Consider the following 17,093-nt stretch of genomic DNA (forward strand, 5'->3'; position numbering starts at 1 on the left):
AGTGCGGTGCGGGGCGGCCGGCGCGCGCGAGCAACGCGTGCGAGGGAGGCCGGGGCGCGCCGATGCTGTGCTGTCCCGGCGCGCCCCGGCCGAGGCTGGGGAGGGTCGAGGTTTGCGGTAGCTGGGCGGTGCTGTCGCGGTGCCGTTGCTGTCGCGGTTGCTGTCCTGGCGGACTGAAAGGGCGCGGCCGATCGCGCCGGAGGGGAGTCGCTGCACCGACCCCTATCCACGCCGGGCGGTGCGGAGAGGCGTGGATATGTCGTGCAGCGACCGCGAGCGGCCGAGGGCTTTCTGGGTGTCTACGGTGCTGTCAAGAGCAATACCGTATAACCTATTCTAGCCCGTGCATAGCGAGCGACCGAGGTCTTTCTGGGTGTCTGCGGTGCTGTCGAGCGCAGCAGCGTCTGCACCTGTGCATCCATTATATAATCAAGAGCGGCCGATGGCTTTCCAGGTGTTTGCGGTGCTGTCAAGTGCAGTAGCGTCTGCACCTGTGCTTCCGGTTTATAAGGAAGAGCAGCCGAGGGCTCTCGAGGAGTTTGCGGTGCTGTGGAGAGCAAGACCGCGTCTTCTGTTTAAATATACCTATAAAATGCGGTCGGAGAGCTTCTGGCTGTCACTGTCAATTCCGGCAGCGTCCACACCTCAAACCTCTGCAAACCGGTCTACAAAACTGCTCAAAAATTCAGCGCCGGTCGCTACTCGTGATCGTGGTCGTGATCGTGGCCGCCGTCGCCGACGACCTCCGCGCCCTCCCCGTCGATCATGTCCATATTCTTCAGGTTGTCCCGTTCCTCGAAGTCGGCGACGGCGGTCATCACGTCCTCCTGGGTGATCGTCCGGCGGTCCTCGGTGAGCGCCTCGAGGACGGCTTCCCGGAGGACCATCCGCAGGTCGGAGCCGGTGAGCCCCTCGGTACGCTCGGCGACCTCGATCGGGTCGAAGTCCGCGATCTGCATGTCGCGGGTGACGACGGTGAGGATGTCCGCGCGCATGTCCTGGTCCGGCTTCGGGAAGTTGACGATCTCGTCGAAGCGCCGCCAGGCGGCGGCGTCGAGCTGGTCCGGGTGGTTCGTCGCGCCGATGAGGAGGACCTCGTCTTTGATCAGCGAGACGTCGTCGATGGACTTCAGCAGGGTGTTGACCGCGCGCTTCAGGGCGGCGTGCTCGTCGGAGCGACGCGTCTTCGCGACGGAGTCGAACTCGTCGATGAAGAGGATACACGGCGACAGGCGCTTGGCGACCTCGAACGTCTTCTCGACGTTCTTGGCCGTCTCGCCCAGGTACTGGCTCGTGATCATCGAGAGCTTCACCTCGACGAACGGGAGCCCGAGCTCGTGGGCGAGCGCCCGGGAGATAGTCGTCTTCCCGGTGCCCGGCGGCCCGACGAACAGCAGCTTCCCGATCTCGCGGAGGCCGATGTCCTTGAGGTACTCGCGGTGCTCGATCGCCTTCACGATCTTCTGGATCTCGCCCTCCTGGTCGCCCGTGAGCACGAGGTCGTTCAGCGTCGTCTCGATCTCCTCGGGCGCGCGGACGTTGACGAGGTCGAGCATCTCGGCGTCCTCCTCCTCGTCGAAGTACTGGTCGAGCAGCGCGTCGATCCAGACGCGGTCCGCGTGGATCGGCCGGTTGTTGTCCCGCGCCTCCGCGTGCGAGACCGGCGCCTCGAGGTCGTCGTCGGCCTCGAGCGCGGCGACGATCGTCGGGTTCGTGCGGATCTGCTCCTCGTCGGCGCGCTCCGCGTACCAGTCCAGCGCCATCTCGGGCTGGGTCAGCGAGATCTCGCCGGAGAACTCCGTGCGCTGGGTGAACAGCTGGTCGGAGACCGCTTCCCAGGGGTGATCGACCCCGGTTGCGGTGCGCGCGTTGCTATTGGTCGCCTTCAGCGGTCGTTCGACGCCGCCGGGGTCCTCCGAGTCCGCATCGCCACCGCTCCAGAAAACCTGCCGAATACGGGGCGGAAGATCGTTCTCGTCGAGGTCGCGTTGCTCCGTGTAGAGGTGCGTCGTCAACACGAACTCGACCACGTCGAGGGCCGGGTCACTCATCTCACACAAATTGGGACGGATGGCGTTTAAGGCCGTCGAACCGCCCACCCGGCGGCAAAAATCCGATCGAGTCGTCCGAGACCGGCGTGCTGCTGGCCGATGCGCGACCTGGTGCTGGCCGATGCGCGACGTCTCCCCCGGTGTTCCGAAACATTTCCCGGTGTTCCGCGGCGTTTCGCGACAACCCCGCCTCCGTTCCCGCTGGTTCCCCCTGCATTTATCATTGTTAAGGCACGCATCTCCACCATGAGTAGCGAAACCACACCGGTCATCGCGGCGGCGTACCGAACACCCCAGGGACGGGAAGGCGGCGTTTTCAGCGACGTTCGCAGCGAGGACCTCTCGGCGACGCTCATCGACCACGTGCTCGCGGAGACGGGGCTCACCAGCGACCACGTCGACGACCTGATGTGGGGGGTCGCCCAGCAGCGCGGGGAGCAGGACAACAACGTCGCGCGCGTCATCGCGCTCCTCTCGGAGCTGGGCGAGGACGTGCCCGCGACGTCGATCAACCGGTGGTGCGCCTCCTCGATGCAGGCGGTCATCTCCGCGTCCGACGCGGTCGCCGCGGGCAACCGCGACTGCGTCATCGCCGGCGGCGTCGAGAACATGTCCCGCGTGCCGATGGACGGCGAGTCGTACGGGCACCTTCACCCGGAGCTCTCGGAGCACTACAACGTCTCCGCGCTCCAGATGGGGATGACCGCCGAGAAGGTCGCCGAGGAGTACGGCGTCAGCCGCGAGGCCCAGGACGAGTACGCCGCCCGGAGCCACCAGCGCGCCGCGGAGGCGACGGACTCCGGCCGCTTCGACGACGAGATCGTCCCCGTCGAGACCGACGGGGGGACCGTCACCGAGGACGAGGGGATCCGCCCGGGCACGACGCCGGAGACGCTCGCGGGCCTCGATCCGGTGTTCCAGAGCGACGGGACGGTCACCGCCGGCAACGCCTCCCAGATCTCCGACGGCGCGTCGCTCACGCTCGTCACGAGCGAGGCGTTCGCGGAGGACCACGACCTCGAGATCCTCGCGGAGGTCGGCACGAACAACGTCGCCGGCGTCGACCCGACCGTGATGGGGATCGGCCCGGTGCCCGCCACGCGCGGCCTGCTCGACCGCGCCGGCACCTCCATCGACGACTACGACCTGGTCGAGCTGAACGAGGCGTTCGCCTCCCAGTGTGAGTACGCCCGCCGCGAGCTCGGCGTCCCGGAGGAGATTTACAACGTCAACGGCGGCGCCATCGCCATCGGGCACCCGCTCGGCGCCTCCGGCGCGCGCCTGCCCGTCACGCTGATCCACGAGATGCAGAAGCGCGACGCCGAGCGCGGGCTCGCGACGCTCTGCGTCGGCTTCGGCCAGGGCGCAGCGATCGAGTTCCTCCGCTAGTTCGCCGGCTCGCCACCTTTTAACAGCCCCTCCCGCGCAGTCACAGCTATGATCGAGACGCTCGGTATCCACGACTCGGTGGCGCAGGTGTTCCCCCCGGAGACCCTCGCGGCGTACCTCAGGGAGGAGGCACCCAGCCCCGATCTCGACGTGGTCGTCGTCGAGGCCGGGGACCGCGACGCGCTCGCTGACTGTGACGCCCTCGTGACGTTCGCGTACGACGAGGCGTTCCTGGCGGCGGATCTCGACTGGATCCACTCCGTCCAGGCCGGCGTCGACCGGTTCCCGTTCGATGAGCTGGAGGCCCGGAACGTCGCGCTCACGAACTCGACGGGGATCCACGGCGACAGCGTCGGCGACACCGTCGCCGGCTACATGCTCTCGTTCGCCCGGCGGCTCCACCGCTTCCGTGACCAACAGCACGACCGCGAGTGGTCGTGGCCCGCCCACGACGAGCCGTTCTCGCTCCGCGGGGAGCGCCTCTGTATCGTCGGGCTCGGCGGGCTCGGCCGTGGTATCGCCGCCCGCGCCGACGCGCTCGGGATGGACGTCGTCGGCGTCAAACGTACGCCCACGCCGGTCGAGGGCGTCGACGAGGTGTACCGCCGCGACCAGCTCCACGAGGCCATCGCGGACGCCCGTTTCGTCGCGCTCGCGGTCCCGCTCACCCCCGAGACGGAGGGACTCGTCGGCGCCGACGAGCTCCACGCGATGCGCGAGGACGCCTACCTGATCAACGTCGCGCGCGGCGAGGTCGTCGCCCAGCAGGACCTCGTCGATGCCCTCGACGACGAGATCATCGCGGGCGCCGCCCTCGACGTCTTCGAGACGGAGCCGCTTCCCGAGGACTCGTCGCTCTGGGACCTCGAGGGGGTGATCGTCACGCCCCACGCGGCGGCCGCGCACCGGGAGTACGGCGAGCGAGTCGGTGCTATCGTGGTCGAGAGTCTGCGGCGACAGGCGCGTGGCGAGGGCTACGCGAACCGGGTTGTTTGAGCTGCAAGATCTATATCATTGGTAGCTATTTGTGTAGATTTGGTTTACAAAGTTTCCCCGGCGAGGTATATCTCGACCGGTTCCGTTTATAAGTTGAATCTCCGGGTGCGGACGCTGTTCCACTGGACGACAATAATCTGGTAGCCCTCGCCCGCTCTTGCTTGTAGACCGGATGGACAGGTGCAGACGCCGCTTCGCTGGACCAGAACAGCATGAAAGCCCTCGGCCGCTCTTTATAAGCAAATTTGAACAGGTGATACGGTCTTGTGCTCGACAGCACCGCCAACATCCAGAAAGCCCTCGGCCGCTCGCGGTCGCTGAGCAGGATATCTGCGCCTCTCCGCACCGCCCGGCGCAGATAGGGCCTGTCTCAGCGACTCCCCTTCGGCGCGACCGGCCGTCGCCCTTTCAGTCCGCCAGGACAGCGACCGCGACGGCAACCGCACCGCGACCGCCCAGCAACCGCACTCCTCAGTCCTCCCCAGCCTCGGCCGGGGCGCGCCGGGACAGCACCGCTCCGGCGCGCCGGGACAGCACCGCTCCGGCGCGCCCCGGCCTCCTCGCACGCGTTGCTCGCGCGCGCCACCGCTGCCGCGCCGCGACCGCCCGCCAGCCGCCGCGAGCGACGCCGGGCCCGCCACTCCTGGGTGGGACTGAAAGGGGCAGCCGCTGCGCGGGACGCCCTGCGACGCTAGCACCGCAACCCGGCGAGCGAACGCAGTGAGCGAACCGGGTGAGGAGCGCAGCGAGCAGCGCGACCGCTCAGCGGCTGGGGCTTTCTAACCATGCCGAGTGGTGTCGCCGGCGACGATGGCCAATTATACCAATAAGAGCGACCGCTCAGCGACTGGGGCATTCGAAGCACACCGAGTGGTGTCACTAGTGGCGACGAGCGAACGTATTTATAGGTGTGAGCGCTCAGCGGCTGAGGCTTTCGAAGCACGCTGAGTGGTGTCATTCGCGTCGACGGCTGATCTGATTTATAAATGTGAGCGCACAGCGGCTGGAGCTTACCGGGCATATCGAGTGGCCTCGCCGTCGACGATAGCCGATCATTCGACCCAGCGATCCGGAACCGACGAAAACACGCAGAACCCGGATACTCGCCGGTTTACGATTTAAAAACGGGCCGGGAGGGATTCGAACCACGGTCGCTCCGCAGGCTCCGCTCCCTGATTCGAACCCTCCCAGCGTAGTGCTGCCGCTCGCGACGTTGCTCGCGGCAGCAAACGGGCCGGGAGGGATTCGAACCCCCGACCGTCCGGTGACTTTCCCCACCACGAAACGTGATCGGGTTAAAAGCCGGACGCTCTCCCTAACTGAGCTACCGGCCCTCGAGTTACCATAGCCACAGGGCACGCATAAGCGTTTACAAAACCGCGCCCCGCCGTCGACCCAAACGGTTTTTCCCGGCCTCTCCCCTCCCATTGGCAATGACCTTCGATCTCCGGACGTTCACGGACCGACTCTGTCGGTTCCCGACGACCGCCGGCCACGAGGCCCCGGCAGCCGAGTGGGTCCGGGACCAGCTCGCCGACCTGGGCTTCGAGACGTACACCTGGGACGCCGACGCCACCCTGCTCGCCGACCACCCCTCCTTCCCCGACGACCTCGACGCGGACGACGTCGCGGGCCGAACCAGCGTCGCCGGCGCGTTCGCCTTCGGCGAGGCGACGCTCGATGGTGACGGAGCCGACGGCGATGCCGCCGATGCCGATGCCGCCGACGCCGCCGACCCCTACCCCACGCTCGTCCTGAACGGCCACCTCGACGTCGTCCCGACCGAACCCGACGAGTGGGACACCGACGCCTTCGAGCCCGAGTGGCGCGACCGCGACGGCGAGCCGACCGCCGACCGCGACGAGGGCGTCACCCTCACCGCTCGCGGGGCAGCCGACATGAAGGCCGGCTTCGCGGCCTGCGTCGGGGCCGCGCTCGACCTCCGCGACGCGGTGGAAGCGGACGACGTCGATCTCGACGCCCGGGTCGTCGTCGAGGGCGTCGCCGGCGAGGAGGACGGCGGCTACGGCGCGGCGACGGCAGCCGCCGCGAACCCGTACCCCTTCGAGCGCGACGCGGCGCTCGTCGCGGAGCCGACCGAGCTCCGCCCCGTCGTCGCCTGCGAGGGGAGCCTGATGGCCGAGCTCGAACTGACCGGCCGGAGCGCCCACGCGGCGACGCGCTGGGTCGGCGAGGACGTCCTCCCGCGTTTCGAGCGGATCCGTGCGGCGTTCCGCGAGCTCGAGACCGAGCGCGGCGAGCGCGTGACGCACCCGCTCTACGCGGAGTTCCCGGTCCCCTGGCCGGTCGTCGCCGGGCGCGTCGAAGCCGGGTCGTGGGCGTCGACGGTTCCGGCAACGCTGACGGCGGCGTTCCGGATCGGCGTCGCCCCGGGCGAAACCGTCGCCCAGGTCGAAGCGGAGTTCCGCGAGCGCCTCGCCGCGGTCGCCGCCGATGACCCGTGGCTCCGCGAGCACCCGCCCCGCTTCGAGCGTTTCTCGGTGCAGTTCGAGCCCGCCGAGGTCGACCCGGCGACGCCCGTCGTCGAGGCCGTCCAGGCGGGCATGCGCGCGACCGACCTCCACGCGACGGAGCCGAAGGGCGCGACGTACGGCGCGGACTCCCGGCACTACATCGAGGCCGGGATCCCGACGGTCCTGTTCGGCCCCGGCACGATCGAGGAAGCCCACTTCCCGAACGAGACGGTCTACTGGCCGGAGGTCGAGGGGAGCCGGCGGACCATCGCGACGGCGGCCGCGGCCTTCCTCGGTGACGACGAGACGGTTGCCGCCGACGTTGCCGCTGCGGTCGCTGACGATGCGGCTCCCGAACGACGGGACGACTGAGAAGCGGCGGTTCCCTGGTCCATCGGGGGCGACAGCCTCGTCCGCGAGGTTCTACTCGTCGTCGAAGGCGTCCCGGAGCGTCTCCGCGACGACCTCGCCGGGCTTCTCGTTGCGCATCGACGCGCGTCGTCGAAGCTCGACGTATTCCTCGACGGGGAGGTCGAGGGTGATGCGGCCGGGGTCCGCGCCGTGTTCGCGGAGGGCTTCCTCGGCGGTCTGGTCGTCGTTGACCGCGGAGGCGACGGCGCGGATTTCCCGGACGGTGAGGTCGTCGTCGAGGATCGCCCAGGCGAGGAGGAGCCGGTCCTCGCCGCCGACGCGAGCGATGTGCTTCGCGGCGGTCGGCGCGATCAGACCACGGGCGACGTGGCGACGGATCGCCTGCGGGAGGTCGTGGACGCGAGCCCACTTCCGGATGAAGGAGACGGAGACCCCGTCGCCGGCGCGCTCGGCGGCCGCCTTGTACGACCCCGTGCCGCGGACGAGCGCTGCGCACGCCGCGGCCCCGCGAAGCATCAGGACGTGGTCGTCGCCGCCGACGTCGCCGGTGGCGAACTCGTGGACCGTCTCGGCGGCCCTGGCGACGCTTTCGGGATCATCGGGGTCGAAGCCGACGGCGTCGGTCGCCCGCTCCCCGGTTATCTCGGGATCCGCGCGGACGACCGGTTCACCGACCGGCGAGCGGCGATCGAAGGGCTGCTCCTCGCTCATACCTTCGCTTGGCTTTCTGCTTCAAAATACCCTCGCCCGTTGGCAGAACTCGCAGGTGTCCCGGGGATCCGGCTAGCTTCCTTTCTTTCGATGACACGACCGTACCGCGAGTTTGTCGGTCGTGGTCGACGCTCGCTCGATCGGCGAGTTACACGTCGTCGCCGACGTCGCCGTCGTCGTCGCCGGCGTCGCCGCCGTCGTCGCCGACGTCGACGAATCGGTCGTAGAACTCGGGGTCGAGGTGCTCGCGTTGCCAGCGCCGGATCGCCTCGTCACCCTGTAGCGCGCCCCAGATCGAGAGGATGGAGGCGAACGCGAGGAGGCCCGGCGCGAGCAGCGCGGCGGCGTCGACGAGGAGGCCCGGCCGGAACAGGGCGAACTCGAACCGCCGGCGGATCCCCGCCAGGTTCGGACCGAAGACGGCCCAGCGAACCAGCAACGGAACCAGCCCGACCGTGAAGACGGGGTACACCACCGCGTTCAGCACGGGGCCGCCCGTGCCCCGGGTGAACGCGACGGCGAAGACGCTCCAGCACGCGATCGACGCGAACGCCCCCGCGATGCGACGCGCCGTTCGGTCGACGCCGTGGTCGAGCGCGCCGAGGCCGAAGAGCAGGACCGCGGCACCGACGTACGCGACGGCGCACGCGATGCCGGCAAGTAGCACGACGGTGACGTGTTCCGCGCGGGTCTGCTTCCGGAAGGACGCGAGGCCGAGGGGGCGCTCCATCTCAGGAGAGCTTGCCGAGCGCCTCGAAGAAGTCCGGGCTCGGTCCGGCCATCCGCATCGGCGGGCCGCTGCGCTCGATCGCGATCTCGACCGGCACCGACAGCTCCTTCGGGTCCCGACCGTCGCTGACGACGACGCCCGTCTCCGCGCCCGTCAGTGTCACCGAGACCGTCCTGTCGAGGGGGACCGCGAGCGGCGGCATCCCTCGTTCCGCGACCATCTCGTTGACGATGATCGTGTCGACGCCGGGATGGACGATCGGCCCGCGCTCGGAGAGGTTGTAGGCGGTCGATCCGGTCGGCGTCGCGACGATGACGCCGTCCGCGTGCCCGCCGGAGTAGAGCGAGCCGTCGACGCGGATCTCGTAGTCGACGCCGCCGCCGCGCCCCCGACGGGGTCCCTGGACGACGATCTCGTTCGCGGCCGGGCTCGACGCCCACTCGTCCGTCCGGGCGACGAGCCGGGGCACCTCGCGAACGGTCCCCTCCCCGGCCTGCAGCGCCTCGACCGTTTCGAGAATGGCTTCCTCGGCGTCGTCGGGCGAGATGGCGTTGAGGAAGCCGACCTCGCCGAGGTTGACGCCGAGGATGGGCGTCCCCCCGGCGTGATGGGCCGCGTAGAGGAACGTCCCGTCCCCGCCGATAGCGACGATGCAGTCGCAGGACTCGAATCGGTCCATTCCGTAGCCGTCGGCGCCGAGCGCCGTCGCCGTCGCCTCGTCCAGCCACACCGTGACGTCGCGGTCGGAAAGGGCCTCTCGGATGTCGTCTGCGAGGTACGCCGCCCGCGGGTTCCCTTTCTGCGCGACGATGCCGACCTGCATACGTCCCGCTTCTCCGGCCCCGGACAAAAACCGTCGGGTACCGTCGGACGCCGGACGGCTGCGGTTGACCGTCAGCCGGCCACCGCCCACCGACCGCTGCGGCCCCTCGACTGCCCGAACGGTTAGTCGCCAGCGACCGTTCCGGGATAAAGGTTCAAACGTGCGGCCCACCTCTTGCAGGGTATGAACGGTCTCGCCGTTCGAGTAAGCCGGTCATTCCCACCATGAGCGACGAGGAAGAGGAGGACTGGTTCGAGCGCGCGGTCAAGGAGATCGAGGAGGGCGGCGAGCCCTCCGAGGAGCTGACGGATCGGGAAACAGCCGAGGCTGAAGCCGCGGCCGAGGAGGAGTCGGCATCCGAAGTTGCGTCCGGGGCCGAACCCGGGGAGACGGCGGCCGAACCCGAGCGGGAGGCTGCGGACTCGGAGGAACCGGACTGGGCGACGGACGTCGAGGAGACGTTCGGGAAGCGGCGTTCGGGCGAGGAATCGGAGCCCTCCGAGGCGGAGTTCGGCGGACTGGCTGGGCCGCCGGCGGACGAGGAGGAGCCATCCGAACCGGCGGGCGACTCGAGCGGCGAGACACAGCCGCCAGGCGGCGAGTCCGAGGAAGCCGGCCCGTTTGGCGGTGAAGCCGAGGAACCCAGCCCGTTCGGTGGCACGTCCGGCGAACCCGAGCAAGCCGGTACGGGCGGCGGCCAGCGCGACGAGTTCGGTTTCAAGGCCCTCGGCGAGGAGGAATCCGGGGAGGCGGAATCCGGGGAGCCGGGGACGCCCGGCGGCCGGGCGGACTTCGGGGGTCCGCGGGATTCCAGCTTCGGTGGCGGTGGCGGCGGGGAGCTGAGCGGGGGTGAGACGCCGTCAGTCGGCGGCGACGAGTTCGGGTTCGGCGACTTCGGCGAGGGTGGCGGCGGTCCGACCCCGTCGACCGACCTCGACGAGGAGGAGTTCGAGTCCGAGATCGACCGCATCGAGATCGGGATCGAGGGGCTCGACGACATGATCCTCGGCGGCGTGCCGGAGCGGTCGCTGATCACGACCATCGGCTCGGCCGGGACGGGGAAGACGACGTTCGCGCTCCACTTCCTCCACGAGGCGCTCCGCGCGGGCGAGAACGCGGTGTACATCACCCTGGAGGAGAGCCGCGAGGCCATCCTCTCGACAGCGGAGGAGAAGGGCTGGTCCTTCCGGGAGTACGAGGAGGAGGGCCTGCTCGCGGTCGTCGCCATCGACCCCATCGAGATGGCGAACTCGCTGGCGTCCATCCGGAACGACCTCTCACGGCTCATCGACGAGTTCGGTGCCGAGCGGCTCGTCCTCGACTCCGTCTCGCTGCTCGAGATGATGTACGACCACCCCGCGAAGCGCCGCTCGGAGGTGTTCGACTTCACGCGCTCGCTGAAGGAGGCCGGGGTGACGACGATGCTCACCTCCGAGGCGAGCGAGGACAACCCCTACGTCTCACGCCACGGCATCGTCGAATACCTGACGGACGCGGTGTTTATCCTCCAGTACGTCCGCCCCTCCGACTTCCGCGAGACGCGACTCGCCGTCGAGATCCAGAAGATCCGGGATGCGAACCACTCCCGGGAGACGAAGCCGTACGAGATCACCGACGAGGGGATCTCGGTCTATCAGCAGGCGAACATCTTCTAATTCTGTGGTTTTGCAGTTGGTTGAACTGGTGCAGACGTTGCTTCTCTCGACGGCACTGCAACCATCCAGAAAGCCCTCGGCCGCTCTTGTTTATATACTGAATGCTCAGGTGCAGACGCTGCTGTGCTCGACAGCACCGCAAACACCCAGAAAGCCCTCGGCCGCTCGCGGTCGCTGTCCTCGAAAATCGGAGATTTTCGGGCTCCGAGAAATCTTCGATTTCTCGCGAAGCGACATATCCGCGCCTCTCCGCCGCGAAAGACGGTCCGGGCTGCCTGCAGTGGCGGGCTGCCGGGCTGCGACTTTCTGGCCTTCGTTCACTGCGTTCACGAAGACACCGCCCGGCGCGGATAGGGGTCGGCTCAGCGACTCCCCTCCGGCGCGACCGGCACTCGCCCTTTCAGTCCGCCAGGACAGCGACCGCGACAGCAACAGCACCGCGACAGCAACAGCACCGCGACAGCAACAGCACCGCGACAGCAACAGCACCGCGACAGCACCGCACAGCAACCGCGATTCCTCAGCCCTCCCCAGCCTCGACCGGGGCGCGCCGGCACAGCACCGCTCGGCGCGCCACGGCCTCCCTCGCACGCGTTGCTCGCGCGCGCCACCGCACCCGCGCCGCGACCGCTCGCCAGCCGCCGCGAGCGACGCGCCCGGCCACCACTCCCGGGCGGGACTGAAAGGGGCAGCCGCTGAGCGGGACGCCCTGCGAAGCTAGCACCGCAACCCGGCGAACGAGCGAAGCGAGTGAGCCGAGAGGAGCGCAGCGAGCAGCGCGAGCGCTCAGCGGCTGGGGCTTTCTGGGTGTGCCGAGTGGTTTCGATAGCGACGATAGCCAAGTTTGTTTATAAGTGCGAGCGCTCAGCGGGTGGGGCTTTCTGGGCATGCTGAGTGGTTTCGCAAGCACCGACAGCCGAATTTGTTTATAAAAGCGACCGCTCGGCGGCTGGGGCTTTCTGGGGGTGCCGAGTGGTGTTGCTCGCGACGACGCCCGTTTTCATTTATAAGTGCGACCGCTCGGCGCCCGGGACTTATCACGTGTGCCGAGTGGTGTCGCCAGCAACGATACCGTTTCACGCGTCGTCAGGAGCGACGTAGAAGTAGCCGACGCGCGTCTCCCGAAATCGCCGGCCCGATTCAGCGAAGCTCTTCCAGGCGGCGGTTCCCGATCAGGCTTATCGAACGACCGTCACGGGCATATCCGCCTTCCGCATGACGCCCTCGGCCACGCTGCCGAGGACGACGCGCTGGAGCCCGCTGCGGCCGTGGCTGCCGATGACGATCTGGCCGACCCCCTCGTCCTCGGCGACGTCGACGATGGTGTGGGCGGGGCGCCCGACCTCGATCTTCGTCTCCACGTCGCGGTCGACGGACGCGGCGCCCTCGTCGAGGACGTTTTCGGCGCGCTCGCGGGCACCGCTGTACCACTGCTCGACGGCGTTCGGGAAGCCGCCCTCCGCGCCGGCCGTCGCGTCCGCCGGGTTGACGACGTGCAGCAGCGTCAGCTCCGCGTCGGGCCACTCGTCGGCGGCGAACTGGAGTGCTTGCATCGACAGCTCCGACCCGTCGAGCGGGACCAGGATTCGTTTCGACATGTGAGAACGTTCCTGCAGCCACACTTAAAAAGGAACTCCCCGTTTCGGGCGACCGGTGTCAGCGCGACGGCAACGACCGACCCGACGGGGAGCCCGTTCGCCAGGGCGGCGTCCGGAGGTCGGCGACGGCGTCGACCCGATAGGTTGGGTCGTGCTCGATCGCGACGTCGTCGCTGGCGCGGTCGGCGCGGTCCGCGGCCCAGACCGAGTGGAGCCCGGCCGCGGCCGCGCCCGCGACGTCCGAGTCGATCGAGTCGCCGACGTGGACGGTCGTTTCGGGCCTCGCGTCGAGGGCGTCGAGCGCGCGCTCGAAGGGCGCCGGCGAGGGCTTCGCCGGGAGCTCGTCGCCGGCGACGACGGTCGTCTCTATCCAGCGGTCGAGGTCGACGGCGTCGATCTTGCGTTGCTGGGCGTCCGGTGCGCCGTTGGTGACGATCCCGAGCCGGTGGTCCGCCGCGAGCGCGTCCAGCGTCTCGGCGACGCCCGGCCGGAGTTCGACGTTCGACTGGTCGCGCTCCTCGTCGAACGCGTCGGCGACGGCGCGGCCGAGGTCCGGGTCGTTCCCGCGGTCCGCGGCGAGGGCGGCGAAACACTCCGCCCGCAGCTCCGCCATCGACTCCGTCTTCTCGGCGAACTCCTCGAAGCGGCCGTAGTAGGCCTCGACCGGGAACAGCTCCTCCACGCCGACAGTTTCGAAGCTGGCCTGGAGCACCTCGCCCGGCGACCGGCGGTACTCAACTAGCGTGTCGTCGAGGTCGAACAGGACCGTCTCGATGGCCGGGGCGGCGTCGTCCGCGGGCGACGCGTCGTCCGCAGGTGGTGTCGCCGGCATCGCTCAGTCCCCGTGTCGCGTGACGCACTTCGAGAGCCCGATCAGCTCGACGGGCTCGGAGTTGTCCGGCGAGTAGACGACCATCTGGCCCTTCTCCATGTACGGGACCTTGCCCGCGAGGTTCGAGGGGATGTTGACGCTGGAGATGGCGTCCTCGTCGCCGAGGTTCAAGACGATCTTCGTGTTGATCTGCTTGAAGACGGACTCGGCGATGTCCTGCGGGTCCTGCGTAATGAGGAACAGGCCGAGCCGCTCCTTCCGCCCCTGCTTGGCGGCCTCGGTGAACTTCTCGATCACCTTCCGCGCCTGCACGTTGTCCGCGTCCGTGAGGAAGTTGTGGGCCTCGTCCATCCCGACCAGGAGGGGCGTCTCCTTGATCCGGTCGCTCGCGGGGTCGTTCGACAGCTTGTCGTCGATGAGGAACGCCGACGTCGCGAGCACGATCATCTCCTTCACCCGCGAGGTCGGGAGGTGGTACGTCGGGATCACGGTCAGCCCGCCGGGCCGGACGAGGGTGTGGTCCAGTTCCGTAATCGGCTTCGCGTCCTGGTCGAACACGCCGCTCGGCACGCCCCGGACCCGGCGCTTCACGGCGTCGAAGGTCGCCTCGTGGATCCGCCCGGACTCGTCGAGCTCCTCCTTCAGCGCCGGGTCGTCGAGGTAGGAGACGAACTGCTCGTACGTGCCGTCGTCGCCGTAATCGCGGAAGAACCGGTTGATGAGCGTCAGCAGCGCGGGGTACTGGTTGTCGTTGAGGCTCGACCCGGCGACGAGCCACGGCATGTCCTGCACCAGAGAGAACGGGATGGTGAACTCCACCTGCTCGGCGCGGTGGCCGTTCCCCGGGTACGACGCGTTCGCGACCGCGGGCACGAGCGCGACGGTGTCGTCGTGGCCGCCGTACGCGACGTTCTCGCGCTCCAGCCGGCGGGCGAACTCGTCGTCCAGGTCCGGGTTGTCGTCGTGCATCTGCGCGTACTCGTCCTGCGGGTCGAACTGGACGACCGCCATTCTGGCCTCGCGGCCGTCGTCCATCGGATACGTCCGCTCTTTGTCGAGGTACTGCCGGAGGATGTTCTTCGAGCCGTGGGTCTTCCCGGCCCCGGTTCCGCCCGCGACGAGCGTGTGCCGGAAGACGAGCGGGTCGCCGTCGGTGTAGTCGTCCGTCACGCGGTAATCGACCGTCGGCGGCTCCGCCGCGGTCCGGACCTTCTCCCCGCCGACGGAGAGGTGGCCGACGAAGACGCCCTCCTCCGGGATCTTCAGCCCGGTCTTGATCTCGGCGGCGTCGCTGGCCTCCTCGGCGACGGCGCCCGGCTTCGGGACGCGGTCGGTCATCCGTCGCGTCAGGTCGTCGTCCTCGCCGGAGATGACCGCCACGGGCTCGAGGTCGGCGACGAACTTGTAGTCGCGCTCCTCGAACTCGTCGCGGCGCATCTGTCGGCGGGCGTGGATCTCCGTCGCGTCGTCCGACTGGAACTCCTGGGCGTACTCGAGGCCCGTGATCCGGCAGAACAGGCGCTCGCCGTCCGGATACGGCACGAGCAGGTACTTCCCCAGCCGGACCGACTCGCGGTTGTCCGTCGTGATGAACGCCCGGAGCGTCGTCTCGTCCTCCTCCTCGGACACGCGGAGCCCCTGCGAGACGGAGATGACGCCGACGCCCGCGTCCTGCCCGGTCGCCTCCGCGGCGAATCGCTCGAAGCTGTCAGCCGCGTCGTCGTCGCGCTCGGCGGTCGCCGGGTTCGCTCCGGATCCGGATCCGGAGCCGGATCCTGCGTCGTCGGCGGCGACGTCGCCCGCCTCGTCGAAGTCCGGCACCGAGTCGATGACCTCCGCGCCGTCGTCGGTCGGGGCGTCGGCCGTCTCCGCGGCCTCGTCGGTCGCGCCGGCGTCAGTGGGCTCACCGGCACTCTCCGTGGTGTCGTCGGCGTCGTCGGCCGAGTCGTCCTCGGAGAAGTCGGTGAAGTCCTCGAGAGTCATGGTTGCCACACGACCGCGCACGGGCAAATCGCTTTCCCCACGTCCGGCGCGCCGCGGGCGGCGCTCTGGCCCGAGGAGAGGGACGACGACCGAGCCAGTGGGATTATCCCCCTTGGTCGTGTTCTCACGGTAGTGAAATCCAACGACGTGCTCGACGAGTGGGCGGACCGGTCCGGGGCATATTCGCCGGACTACTACGCCTACTACGGGCCGGACGAGACCAGCGAGCGCGTCCGCGCGCTCCTCGACGAGCGCGTCGACACGACGGACCCGGTACTCGAACTCGGCTGTAGCTCAGGTCGGCACCTGCGACACCTCCAGGAGGAAGGCTACGACGACCTCCACGGCATCGACGTCAACGCCGACGCGTTCGAGGTGATGGTCGAGGAGTACCCCGAACTCGCGCACGCGATGCGGTTCTACGCCGACCCGATCGAGGAGGTGGTCCCCGACTTCGACGACGACGCCTTCGGCGCCGTCTTCTCGGTCGAGACGCTCCAGCACGTCCACCCGGAGAACGAGTGGGTGTTCGACGAACTGGTCCGGATCGCCGACGACCTCATCGTGACGGTCGAGCACGAAGGTCCGGGCGACGCGGAGGCGACGGACGCGGAAACGGCGGACACGGAGGCGACGGACGCGGAGGCGACGGCGGCCGAGGCGGCCGAGGCGGTCAACTACGTGCACGACGAGTTCCCGCTGTACTACCGCGACTGGAACGCCGTGTTCACGGACCGCGGCTGCGAGCAGGTCGCCGTCGCGGAGCTCGACCGGGATACGTTGCGTGCGTTCCGCCCGCCGGACGCCTGAGTCGGAAACGCCGGTGGTGAAAGACCTCGAGGCCGTTTTCGTGGCTAACTCCGCTTTTGAGTGTGGCGGTTGTTTTTGTCGATGGAGAGGCGTCCACTCGGAACGTGCCCGGCCGCTCTTGTTTATAAATTGAATGTGCAGGTGCAGACGCTGCTACACTAACTCGCAACAGCCAGAAAGCCCTCGGCCGCTCGCGGTCGCTGTCCTCGAAAACCGAAGATTTCTCGCGACGCGACATATCCGCGCTCTCCGCCGCGAAAGACGGGCCGGGCTGCCTGCAGTAGCGGGCTGCCGCGCTGCGACTTTCCGGCCTTCGCTCGCTTCGTCGCCGGCCCGCACCGCATCGTCGCGCCACCAGCCACCCTCGCGCGCGTTGCTCGCGCGCGCCGGCCGCCCCGCACCGCACGCCGGCCAGCCGGCGGACGTCGTCGGCGCCCCAGCCGCCGTGAGCGACGCCCGGCCACCACTCCCGGGCGGGACTGAAAGGGGCAGCCGCTGCGCGGGACGCCCTGCGACGCTAGCACCGGAGCGGCGAACGAGCGACCGCAGGGAGCGAGTGAGCCGTGAGGCGCGCAGCGAGCAGCGCGAGCGCTCAGCGGCTGGGGCTTTCTGGGTGTGCTGAGTGGTGTCTCCAGCAATGACGACCGACTCTATTTATAAGAGCGACCG

At 68.8% G+C, this 17,093-nt stretch carries 12 protein-coding genes and 1 tRNA gene; 5 read left to right on the forward strand and 8 right to left on the reverse strand.

Annotation, left to right across the window (positions count from 1 at the left end):
• Nucleotides 1–698: 698 nt before the first annotated feature.
• Nucleotides 699–2,051 (reverse strand): ATP-binding protein, encoded by a 1,353-nt coding sequence (locus ACQE3M_RS02200; RefSeq protein ID WP_430503830.1) that lies wholly within the window; start codon nucleotides 2,049–2,051, stop codon nucleotides 699–701.
• A gap of 246 nt (nucleotides 2,052–2,297) precedes the next feature.
• Between ACQE3M_RS02200 and ACQE3M_RS02205 the strand changes: the two genes are divergently transcribed.
• Together ACQE3M_RS02205 and ddh are read left to right on the forward strand one after the other, a co-directional pair.
• The gene (locus ACQE3M_RS02205; RefSeq protein ID WP_430503831.1) at nucleotides 2,298–3,440 is read left to right on the forward strand and encodes a thiolase family protein; all 1,143 of its coding nucleotides are present in this window, start codon (nucleotides 2,298–2,300) and stop codon (nucleotides 3,438–3,440) included.
• Between the two features lie 48 nt (nucleotides 3,441–3,488).
• On the forward strand, nucleotides 3,489–4,436 hold the full coding sequence (gene ddh / locus ACQE3M_RS02210; protein ID WP_430503832.1) for a D-2-hydroxyacid dehydrogenase: 948 nt from the start codon (nucleotides 3,489–3,491) through the stop codon (nucleotides 4,434–4,436).
• A 1,230-nt stretch (nucleotides 4,437–5,666) separates the two neighbouring features.
• Here the strand turns inward: ddh and ACQE3M_RS02215 are convergent.
• Nucleotides 5,667–5,770 (reverse strand) — tRNA-Lys (locus ACQE3M_RS02215).
• A gap of 99 nt (nucleotides 5,771–5,869) precedes the next feature.
• Between ACQE3M_RS02215 and ACQE3M_RS02220 the strand changes: the two genes are divergently transcribed.
• Nucleotides 5,870–7,282 (forward strand): M20/M25/M40 family metallo-hydrolase, encoded by a 1,413-nt coding sequence (locus tag ACQE3M_RS02220; RefSeq protein WP_430503833.1) that lies wholly within the window; start codon nucleotides 5,870–5,872, stop codon nucleotides 7,280–7,282.
• 51 nt (nucleotides 7,283–7,333) lie between these two features.
• Here ACQE3M_RS02220 and ACQE3M_RS02225 read toward each other — a convergent pair whose 3' ends face one another.
• From ACQE3M_RS02225 to ACQE3M_RS02235, 3 genes are all read right to left on the reverse strand, one after another.
• The gene (locus ACQE3M_RS02225) at nucleotides 7,334–7,993 is read right to left on the reverse strand and encodes a DUF7119 family protein (RefSeq protein ID WP_430503834.1); all 660 of its coding nucleotides are present in this window, start codon (nucleotides 7,991–7,993) and stop codon (nucleotides 7,334–7,336) included.
• A gap of 148 nt (nucleotides 7,994–8,141) precedes the next feature.
• Nucleotides 8,142–8,723: a hypothetical protein gene (locus tag ACQE3M_RS02230; RefSeq protein ID WP_430503835.1), complete on the reverse strand. Its 582-nt coding sequence runs from the start codon at nucleotides 8,721–8,723 to the stop codon at nucleotides 8,142–8,144.
• Between the two features lies 1 nt (nucleotide 8,724).
• Complete coding sequence (locus ACQE3M_RS02235) at nucleotides 8,725–9,546, reverse strand: NAD(+)/NADH kinase (protein WP_430503836.1); 822 nt, start codon at nucleotides 9,544–9,546, stop codon at nucleotides 8,725–8,727.
• Between the two features lie 224 nt (nucleotides 9,547–9,770).
• Here ACQE3M_RS02235 and ACQE3M_RS02240 point away from each other — a divergent pair, with 224 nt between their 5' ends.
• The gene (locus tag ACQE3M_RS02240) at nucleotides 9,771–11,201 is read left to right on the forward strand and encodes a KaiC domain-containing protein (protein WP_430503837.1); all 1,431 of its coding nucleotides are present in this window, start codon (nucleotides 9,771–9,773) and stop codon (nucleotides 11,199–11,201) included.
• A gap of 1,178 nt (nucleotides 11,202–12,379) precedes the next feature.
• Here ACQE3M_RS02240 and ACQE3M_RS02245 read toward each other — a convergent pair.
• The 3 genes from ACQE3M_RS02245 to ACQE3M_RS02255 are packed head-to-tail and all read right to left on the reverse strand — an operon-like array spanning nucleotide 12,380 to nucleotide 15,614.
• On the reverse strand, nucleotides 12,380–12,799 hold the full coding sequence (locus ACQE3M_RS02245) for a universal stress protein (RefSeq protein WP_430503838.1): 420 nt from the start codon (nucleotides 12,797–12,799) through the stop codon (nucleotides 12,380–12,382).
• A gap of 58 nt (nucleotides 12,800–12,857) precedes the next feature.
• Nucleotides 12,858–13,631, reverse strand: a complete 774-nt coding sequence (locus tag ACQE3M_RS02250; protein ID WP_430503839.1) for an HAD family hydrolase — start codon at nucleotides 13,629–13,631, stop codon at nucleotides 12,858–12,860.
• Nucleotides 13,632–13,634: 3 nt separating this feature from the next.
• Nucleotides 13,635–15,614, reverse strand: a complete 1,980-nt coding sequence (locus ACQE3M_RS02255) for an ATP-binding protein (RefSeq protein WP_430503840.1) — start codon at nucleotides 15,612–15,614, stop codon at nucleotides 13,635–13,637.
• A 132-nt stretch (nucleotides 15,615–15,746) separates the two neighbouring features.
• Here ACQE3M_RS02255 and ACQE3M_RS02260 point away from each other — a divergent pair, with 132 nt between their 5' ends.
• The gene (locus ACQE3M_RS02260) at nucleotides 15,747–16,424 is read left to right on the forward strand and encodes a class I SAM-dependent methyltransferase (RefSeq protein ID WP_430503841.1); all 678 of its coding nucleotides are present in this window, start codon (nucleotides 15,747–15,749) and stop codon (nucleotides 16,422–16,424) included.
• Nucleotides 16,425–17,093 lie beyond the last annotated feature (669 nt).

Source organism: Halosubterraneus shenae (assembly GCF_050510935.1).
Lineage (GTDB): Archaea > Halobacteriota > Halobacteria > Halobacteriales > Haloferacaceae > JBDGPU01.

What these genes read in the sequence shown, in the direction of transcription:
- ACQE3M_RS02200 (WP_430503830.1), bottom strand. Translation starts at nt 2,051, where the DNA reads ATGAGTGACCCGGCCCTCGACGTGGTCGAGTTCGTGTTGACGACGCAC.
- ACQE3M_RS02205 (WP_430503831.1), top strand. Translation starts at nt 2,298, where the DNA reads ATGAGTAGCGAAACCACACCGGTCATCGCGGCGGCGTACCGAACACCC.
- ddh (WP_430503832.1), top strand. Translation starts at nt 3,489, where the DNA reads ATGATCGAGACGCTCGGTATCCACGACTCGGTGGCGCAGGTGTTCCCC.
- ACQE3M_RS02220 (WP_430503833.1), top strand. Translation starts at nt 5,870, where the DNA reads ATGACCTTCGATCTCCGGACGTTCACGGACCGACTCTGTCGGTTCCCG.
- ACQE3M_RS02225 (WP_430503834.1), bottom strand. Translation starts at nt 7,993, where the DNA reads ATGAGCGAGGAGCAGCCCTTCGATCGCCGCTCGCCGGTCGGTGAACCG.
- ACQE3M_RS02230 (WP_430503835.1), bottom strand. Translation starts at nt 8,723, where the DNA reads ATGGAGCGCCCCCTCGGCCTCGCGTCCTTCCGGAAGCAGACCCGCGCG.
- ACQE3M_RS02235 (WP_430503836.1), bottom strand. Translation starts at nt 9,546, where the DNA reads ATGCAGGTCGGCATCGTCGCGCAGAAAGGGAACCCGCGGGCGGCGTAC.
- ACQE3M_RS02240 (WP_430503837.1), top strand. Translation starts at nt 9,771, where the DNA reads ATGAGCGACGAGGAAGAGGAGGACTGGTTCGAGCGCGCGGTCAAGGAG.
- ACQE3M_RS02245 (WP_430503838.1), bottom strand. Translation starts at nt 12,799, where the DNA reads ATGTCGAAACGAATCCTGGTCCCGCTCGACGGGTCGGAGCTGTCGATG.
- ACQE3M_RS02250 (WP_430503839.1), bottom strand. Translation starts at nt 13,631, where the DNA reads ATGCCGGCGACACCACCTGCGGACGACGCGTCGCCCGCGGACGACGCC.
- ACQE3M_RS02255 (WP_430503840.1), bottom strand. Translation starts at nt 15,614, where the DNA reads ATGACTCTCGAGGACTTCACCGACTTCTCCGAGGACGACTCGGCCGAC.